Source organism: Phenylobacterium sp. (assembly GCF_036263695.1).
Taxonomy (GTDB): domain Bacteria; phylum Pseudomonadota; class Alphaproteobacteria; order Caulobacterales; family Caulobacteraceae; genus Phenylobacterium.
In genome coordinates this window covers 1-6722 of record NZ_DATAGM010000268.1, presented here as the reverse complement: position 1 = coordinate 6722, position 6722 = coordinate 1, and the positions used below count along the sequence as shown (strand labels likewise).

Annotated in this window: 6 protein-coding genes; 3 read left to right on the top strand and 3 right to left on the bottom strand. The window is 69.8% G+C overall.

What is annotated here, in order from left to right; all coding sequences use genetic code 11:
- Positions 1 to 373 (bottom strand): hemerythrin domain-containing protein (locus tag VHK87_RS10840; RefSeq protein ID WP_329634910.1); only part of this gene is annotated, 373 nt, incomplete at its 3' end.
- Between the two features lie 99 nt (positions 374 to 472).
- Positions 473 to 1702, bottom strand: coding sequence for a ferritin-like domain-containing protein (locus VHK87_RS10835; protein ID WP_329634909.1), 1230 nt, complete (start codon positions 1700 to 1702; stop codon positions 473 to 475).
- 102 nt (positions 1703 to 1804) lie between these two features.
- Between VHK87_RS10835 and VHK87_RS10830 the strand changes: the two genes are divergently transcribed.
- The gene (locus tag VHK87_RS10830) at positions 1805 to 3856 is read left to right on the top strand and encodes an NAD(+) synthase (protein ID WP_329634908.1); all 2052 of its coding nucleotides are present in this window, start codon (positions 1805 to 1807) and stop codon (positions 3854 to 3856) included.
- On the opposite strand, the gene VHK87_RS10825 is transcribed toward VHK87_RS10830, so the two are convergent.
- Positions 3853 to 4422 (bottom strand): TetR family transcriptional regulator, encoded by a 570-nt coding sequence (locus VHK87_RS10825; RefSeq protein ID WP_329634907.1) that lies wholly within the window; start codon positions 4420 to 4422, stop codon positions 3853 to 3855. The two genes, VHK87_RS10830 and VHK87_RS10825, sit on opposite strands and share 4 nt — an antisense overlap.
- A 119-nt stretch (positions 4423 to 4541) precedes the next feature.
- On the opposite strand from VHK87_RS10825, the gene VHK87_RS10820 reads away from it, so the two are divergent.
- Together VHK87_RS10820 and VHK87_RS10815 are read left to right on the top strand one after the other, a co-directional pair.
- Positions 4542 to 5690 carry an efflux RND transporter periplasmic adaptor subunit gene (locus tag VHK87_RS10820; RefSeq protein WP_329634906.1) on the top strand — a complete coding sequence of 383 codons (1149 nt, stop codon included), beginning with the start codon at positions 4542 to 4544 and terminating at the stop codon, positions 5688 to 5690.
- A gap of 1 nt (position 5691) precedes the next feature.
- On the top strand, positions 5692 to 6722 hold a 1031-nt coding region (locus VHK87_RS10815; RefSeq protein ID WP_329634905.1), incomplete at its 3' end, for an efflux RND transporter permease subunit.

Genomic DNA, 6722 nt, shown 5'->3' with positions numbered 1-6722 from the left:
TGGCGTCCATCAGTCGATCGTCGACGCTGGCGCTCTCCAGGTCGGCTACGAACTGGCGCAGGGTCATGTGCTCGACCACCGCTTCGTCCAGGTCGCGCCGGTCGACGCCGGCCTGGCGCAGGGCGGGGTAGAACAGCTCCTCCTCGATCTGGGCGTGGATGGTCAGCGACAGGCATAGCCGCTCGACGATCGAAACCTTGTCCAGCAGGCTCGTGCAGGCCTCGTATTCGGCGATCAGCCGGTCCACCTCGCGGTGGTCGTCGGCGAGCAGTTCGAGCGCGTCCCTGGCCGGCGCGTCCGCAGGGCCGGCGGCCGCGAAGCTTCGGGGCTCCGGACTGGCCGTGGATGGATTCTGCGAATTAGCGGTCGACATGGGGTCTTGCGGGCGGAACTCGGCCACGGGGCGCCTCCGATCTATGCCGAAGTAACAAGCTTGGCGGCGTCTCGTTCCGGAGGGGCGGTAGGCGCGCCGTCAGCCCTCGCCGGCGAGGAGTTCGGCGGCGTTGGCCAACCTGCGGGGAAGCTTCTCGACAACGTCGCCTTCGAGCCGCGCGACCATGGCCTCTGCGCCGGCCTGCAGCTCCCTCACACGCTCGAGGAAAAGCTGACGGCGCTTCACTCCGACCGGGCGGAAGCCGAGGTTCCGGGGGGAGGCGAAAGTCAGGCCGGCCGTCACACCGGGATGGTCCGGGCTGGCGGGCAGCCTCGCAAGCGCGCTGCCGGCGGCGCCGCAAGCCTCCATCAGCTCGACGCAGGCCTTCATCAGCCGCGCCTGGTCGGCTCGGTCTTCGCAGGCGAAGGTCTGACTGAGGACCTGAAGCATAAAGCCGTAAAGCGCGTTGCCCAGGTCGAGAAGGCCGGCGGCCGGCTCGGCCGTCACCCATACACGGGCCAGGCCGGCGGCAGGCTTCCGCATCACCGGGTCTTCGGCCGCCGGCCAGGCCGGCTCGAAATCGGGGTCGGCCGCCGAGAGGCTGAGCCACTCCTCGCGGAGCGCGCAGAAGCGGTCGAAGTGACTTTCGAGATCGGCGGTCTGCCCGCTCGACCCCTCCCCTTCTTCCTTGATCCAGTGAATCGCCTCGAGCGCCGAGGCCAGGCTGGTGAGGCGACCCACGTTCGGCAGCGCCGCGATCTCGGCGTCGAGTTGTCCAGATCCGGTCGGATCGATCAGCTGCGCCTCGCCGATGCGGTGCGCGATGCGCTCCAGGCCCTCAGCGATGGAGTCGTACAGTTCGCCGATTGTGTCGTAGTCCTCGGCGGACGGGGTGAGCCTGCCGCCCGACGGGGTCCGGGGGGCCTCCACAGGCTCGAACCCGGGCGCGTCCGCGAGGCGGTGGTGGCCTGCACGTTCCAGGAAGATGAAGTGGTCGAGCGTGGCGCGGCTGAACGGCGTGAGGCGAACGACAATGCCGGCTGGGTGATAACCGGGCGCAAGCGGCAGGTTGGGCCGATCCAGATGAGGTGCGCCGCCGACCGCGAGCAGCAGGTTGTTGACGGTCGCCAGGTGGGCCATTTCCTCCAGTGCGACGCCGAGGATCACCTTGCGCCAACGCTCCACTGCGGCCCCCTGCAGCTTGGTCAGGCCGGCCTCACCTGCCCGCTTCATGCTGAAGGCCGCGTAGAGGTAGGAGCAGAGCAGGTTGTGCTCGATCTGAGCAGCCTCGGTGAGGACGTGGATGAGTTGTTCGCGTGTCTCGATCATGCCGGCCTGACGCTACGTGCCGGAGCCAAACGGCCACGTTCGTCTTTGGGTCCAGCAGCAGCCGACTTGGGGCTCAGCCGCTCACAGCTTAAGTAAGGACCTATGGCTAAGACCGACCGCTTCTTCTCCATCCACCGCCAGGGCTTCGTGCGGACGGCCGCCTGTACGCCCAGGGTTACGGTCGCCGACCCCAAGGCCAACGCCGACGAGACCTTGGCCCTGGCCCGCGAGGGGCATGAGAAGGGCGTCGACCTGATGCTGTTCCCGGAGCTCAGCATCAGCGCCTACGCCATCGACGACCTGCACCTGCAGGACGCCCTGCTGAACGACGTCGAGACCGCGGTCGCCACGCTGATCGAGGCGAGCCGCAAGCTGGCCCCGGTGCTGGTGGTCGGCGTACCGGTGCGGCGCAACGGGCGGCTCTACAACTGCGCCGCCGTCATCTCCCGCGGGCGGCTGCTGGGCGTCGTGCCCAAGTCCTTCCTGCCCAACTACCGCGAGTACTACGAGAAGCGCTGGTTCGCCTCGGGCATCGGGCTGAGGGGGCTGGACGTCGCCTTCGCCGGCCAGACCGCGCCGTTCGGCGTCGACCTCATCTTCGAGGCCGAGGACCTGCCCGACTTCGTCTTCCACGCGGAGATCTGCGAGGACTTCTGGTTCGCCGCCCCGCCGTCGATCGGCGGCGCCCTGGCCGGCGCGCTGATCCTTTTGAACCTGTCGGCCTCTAACGTGCTGGTCGGCAAGGCCGAGGAGCGGGCGATGCTCTGCGCCAGCCAATCGATGCGCTGCCAGGCCGCCTATGTCTTCGCCGCCGCGGGGCCGGGCGAAAGCACCACGGACCTGGCCTGGGACGGCCAGGCGATGATCTACGAGCTCGGCGGCCTGCTGGTGGCCTCCGAGCGGTTTCCGGCGAAGAGCCAGATGGTGCTCGCCGACATCGACGTGGAGCGGCTGCGGCTCGACCGCATGCGCACCATGACCTTCAACGACGCGGCGGTGGCCGCCGGGCACCCGGAGTTCGAGTTCCGCCGGGTGCGGTTCGCGCACCAGCCGAGCTTCGCCGATGTCGGGCTGATCCGGCCGAACGACCGCTTCCCCTTCGTGCCGAACGACCCGGCCCGCCTGGACCAGGACTGCTACGAGGCCTTCAACATCCAGGTGCAGGGGCTGATTAAGCGGCTGCAGTCGACCAACGGCGAGCGGATCGTCATCGGCGTCTCCGGCGGCCTCGACTCCACCCACGCCCTGATCGTGGCCTGCAAGGCCTTTGATGCGCTCGGCCTGCCGCGCGCCGGCATCCAGGCCTTCACCATGCCGGGCTTCGCCACCAGCGAGGGCACCAAGTCAAACGCCTGGGCGCTGATGCGCGCGCTGGGCGTCACGGCCGAGGAGATCGACATCCGTCCGGCCGCCCGGCAGATGCTGACCGACATGGGCCACCCCTTCGCCAAGGGCGAGCCGGTCTATGACGTGACGTTCGAGAACGTGCAGGCGGGGCTGCGCACCGACTACCTGTTCCGCCTGGCCAACCAGCGGCGCGCCTTCGTGCTCGGCACCGGAGACCTATCGGAGCTGGCGCTCGGCTGGTGCACCTACGGCGTCGGCGACCAGATGAGCCACTACAACGTCAACGGCTCGGTGGCGAAGACGCTGATCCAGCACCTGATCCGCTGGGTCGCCAAGACCGGCCAGTTCGACGCGGCGGCCTCGCAGGTTCTGCTGTCGGTGCTGGACACCGAAATCTCGCCCGAGCTGGTGCCGGCCGAGCCGGGCGCCAAGATCCAGAGCACCCAGGCCATCGTCGGCCCCTACGAGCTGCAGGACTTCAACCTCTTCCACCTGACCCGCTATGGCCTCAGGCCCTCGAAGATCGCGTTTCTCGCCTGGCACGCCTGGCGCGACCGCCTGGCCGGCGAGTGGCCCGCCCACTATCCAGACGACACCCGCAACGAATACGACCTGGCGACCATCAAGAGCTGGATGCGGGTGTTCCTGCAGCGCTTCTTCACCCAGCAGTTCAAGCGCTCGGCCATGCCGAATGGGCCGAAGGTGGTGTCGGGCGGCAATCTCTCGCCCCGCGGCGACTGGCGCCAGCCCTCGGATACGTCCGGCCGGCTGTGGCTCGAGGAGCTGGAGACGAACGTCCCGGCCTAGCCGTCCACGACCCGCTGCAGGGTCTCGGCGAGGCGGTCGCGGAACAGGGCCATCTCGGCTTCCGAGAAGCCGAACCCCTCATCCATGAAGCGGGTCAGGGTGACGCCCTTCATGATGGCGGCGATCATCGTCGCCTTAATTTTCGCCTCCGGCCCGCCGAGCCACTCGACCAGCGGGGCGTAGAAGTTGGACCGGCTCGAGTTGCGGATCGCCTCGGCGGCGGCCTGTGACGACAGCGAGCGCAGGATGATGATCAGGCAGTCGAGCTTGCTGTCGTCCGGCGGGGCGCAAACCAGCAGGTCGGCCACCCGTTCGCCGAAGCCCTCCCGCGGGCCGGAGAACAGCTCCATCGGCGGCCCGCCGGTCTGCAGCACCTCCAGGAGCAGCTCTTCCTTCGAGCCGAAGTAGCGGGAGACCAGGGCCGCATCAACGCCGGCGCAGGCGGCGATCTCTCGCAGGCTGGCGGCGTCGTAGCCCTCCTCGCGCAGACGCACCCTCGCGCAGTCGAGGATCGCCTGGCGGGTCACCATGGCGTTGCGCGCGCGCAGTACGCTGGGCGGGATCATGTGGCTTTTTTCCGGTTTTGGCGGGTAGCCGACTTGCGCGCGCTACCCGGCGTCACCTTATACAAGTCATCGCTCGTTGACTTGGCTCCTGTCCTCCCCCGGAGCCTAGGGGATAATCCATGCTGTACAAGCTCGCGCCGGTTGCGGCGGCGGGTGCGGCCGCGATCCTGCTCGCATCCTGCAACGCCCAGGGCCAGGACGCTCCGGCCCCTCCCCCGCCTCAGGTCTCAGTCGCCGTTCCGCTGCAGCAGACGGTCGTCGAGTGGCAGGAATTCCCCGGCCGCTTCGACGCGCCCCAGCACGTGGAGGTGCGCGCCCGCGCCGGCGGCTTCCTGCAGGCCGCCCACTTCACGGAAGGCAGCTTCGTCAAGAAGGGCCAGCTGCTCTTCACCCTCGATCCCCGCCCCGCCCAGGCCCAGCTCGCCGCCGCCCGGGCCCAGGCCGACCTCGCCCGCCGCGAGCTCAGCCGCGCCGAGGCCCTGCTGAAGGCCCAGGCGATCAGCCAGGAGGAATACGAGAACCGCCGGGCCGCCTTCGCCGTCGCCGAGGCGGCGGTGCGCTCGCGCGCCTTGGACCTGGAGTTCACCCGCGTCACCGCACCGGTGTCGGGCGTGGTCTCGGACCGTCGGGTGGACCCCGGCAACGTCGTCGCCGGCGGCTCATCGCAGGCGGACGTGCTGACCACCGTCGTCTCGGTATCGCCCATCCACTTCGTCTTCGACGCCTCCGAGGGCCAGCTGCTGGAGCGGCTGCGCCGCGGCGCCGGCCAGGGCCGTGTGCAGATCCGGCTGCAGGACGAAACCGAGCACCGCTGGGTGGGCCGCATCGACTTCCTGGACAACGCCGTCGACGGCCGCTCGGGCGCCGTGCGCATGCGCGCCGTCGTCGAAAACCCCGGCGGCTTCCTCCGCCCCGGCATGTTCGGCCGGGCCCGGGTGGAGAGCGGCGCCGCCTATTCGGCCCTGCTGGTGCCGGACACCGCCGTGGTGACCGACGGCGCGCGCCGCGCGGTTCACGTGGTGGCGCCCGACGGCTCCACCAGCCTGCGGCCGGTCACGCTCGGGCCGCTGCAGGGCGGCCTGCGGATCATCCGCGCTGGCCTGAAACCGACCGACCGCGTCGTGGTCGGCGGGGTCCAGCGGATCATGCCGGGCCAGAAGGTTCAGGTGCGGACCACCAAGCTGACGCCGACCTCCGCCCCGGCCGCCGCCGCGCGCGCCGCGCCGCCGCCGGCCGCCGCCATCGCAACCCCCGTCGCAGGGGCCTGACATGCGCTTTTCGCGGTTCTTCATCGACCGGCCGATCTTCGCGGCCGTGATCTCTATCGTCATCACGCTGGTCGGCGCCTTCGCCTTCCGCGTCCTGCCGCTCGCTCAGTATCCCGACATCGCCCCGCCGACGATCGCCATCACCGCGGTCTACCCCGGCGCCTCCGCCGAGACGGTGGCCGAGACGGTCGCCGCCCCCATCGAGCAGGAGATCAACGGGGTCGAGGGCATGCTCTACATGACCTCCTCCTCGACTGCCGACGGCATGGCCCAGATCCTGGTCACCTTCCGCCAAGGCACCGATCTCGATAAGGCCCAGGTACTGGTCCAGAACCGCGTGTCGGTGGCCGAACCGCGCCTGCCCGAGCAGGTGCGCCAGGTGGGCGTGACGGTGAACAAGCAGCTCACCGGCTTCCTGATGGTCGTGGCGTTGTCGGCCAAGACGCCGGACGCCGACCTCGAGCACATCGGCAACTACGCCTACACCACCCTGCGCGACCGGATGCTGCGGGTGCCCGGAGTCGGCGGGGTGCAGCTCTTCAGCGGCATCTACTCCATGCGGGTGTGGATCGACCCGGCCCGGGCCGCCGCGCGCGGGCTGACCGCCGAGGACATCATCCAGGCCCTGCGGCGGCAGAACGTGCAGGCCGCAGGCGGCATGATCGGCCAGTCGCCGAACGATGCGAACAGCCCCGCGCACCAGCTCCCGGTGCAGGTCGAGGGCCGCCTCTCCAGTCCCGAGGAATTCGGCGACATCGTCGTGCGCACCGACGCCGACGGGCGGGTGACCCACCTGCGCGACGTCGCCCGGGTGGAGCTGGGCTCGCAGGACTACAACATGCGGGCCTTCTTCGACGGCGAGCCGGGCGTGGCCATGGCCATCCTGCAGCAGCCGGGCTCCAACGCCCTGGCCACCGCCGACGCGGTCATGAAGGTGCTGGAGGAGTCGGAGGCGGACGTGCCGTCCGACGCCCGCATCCGGGTGCCCTACAATCCCACCGAGTTCGTCCAGGCCTCGGTCGACGAGGTGCA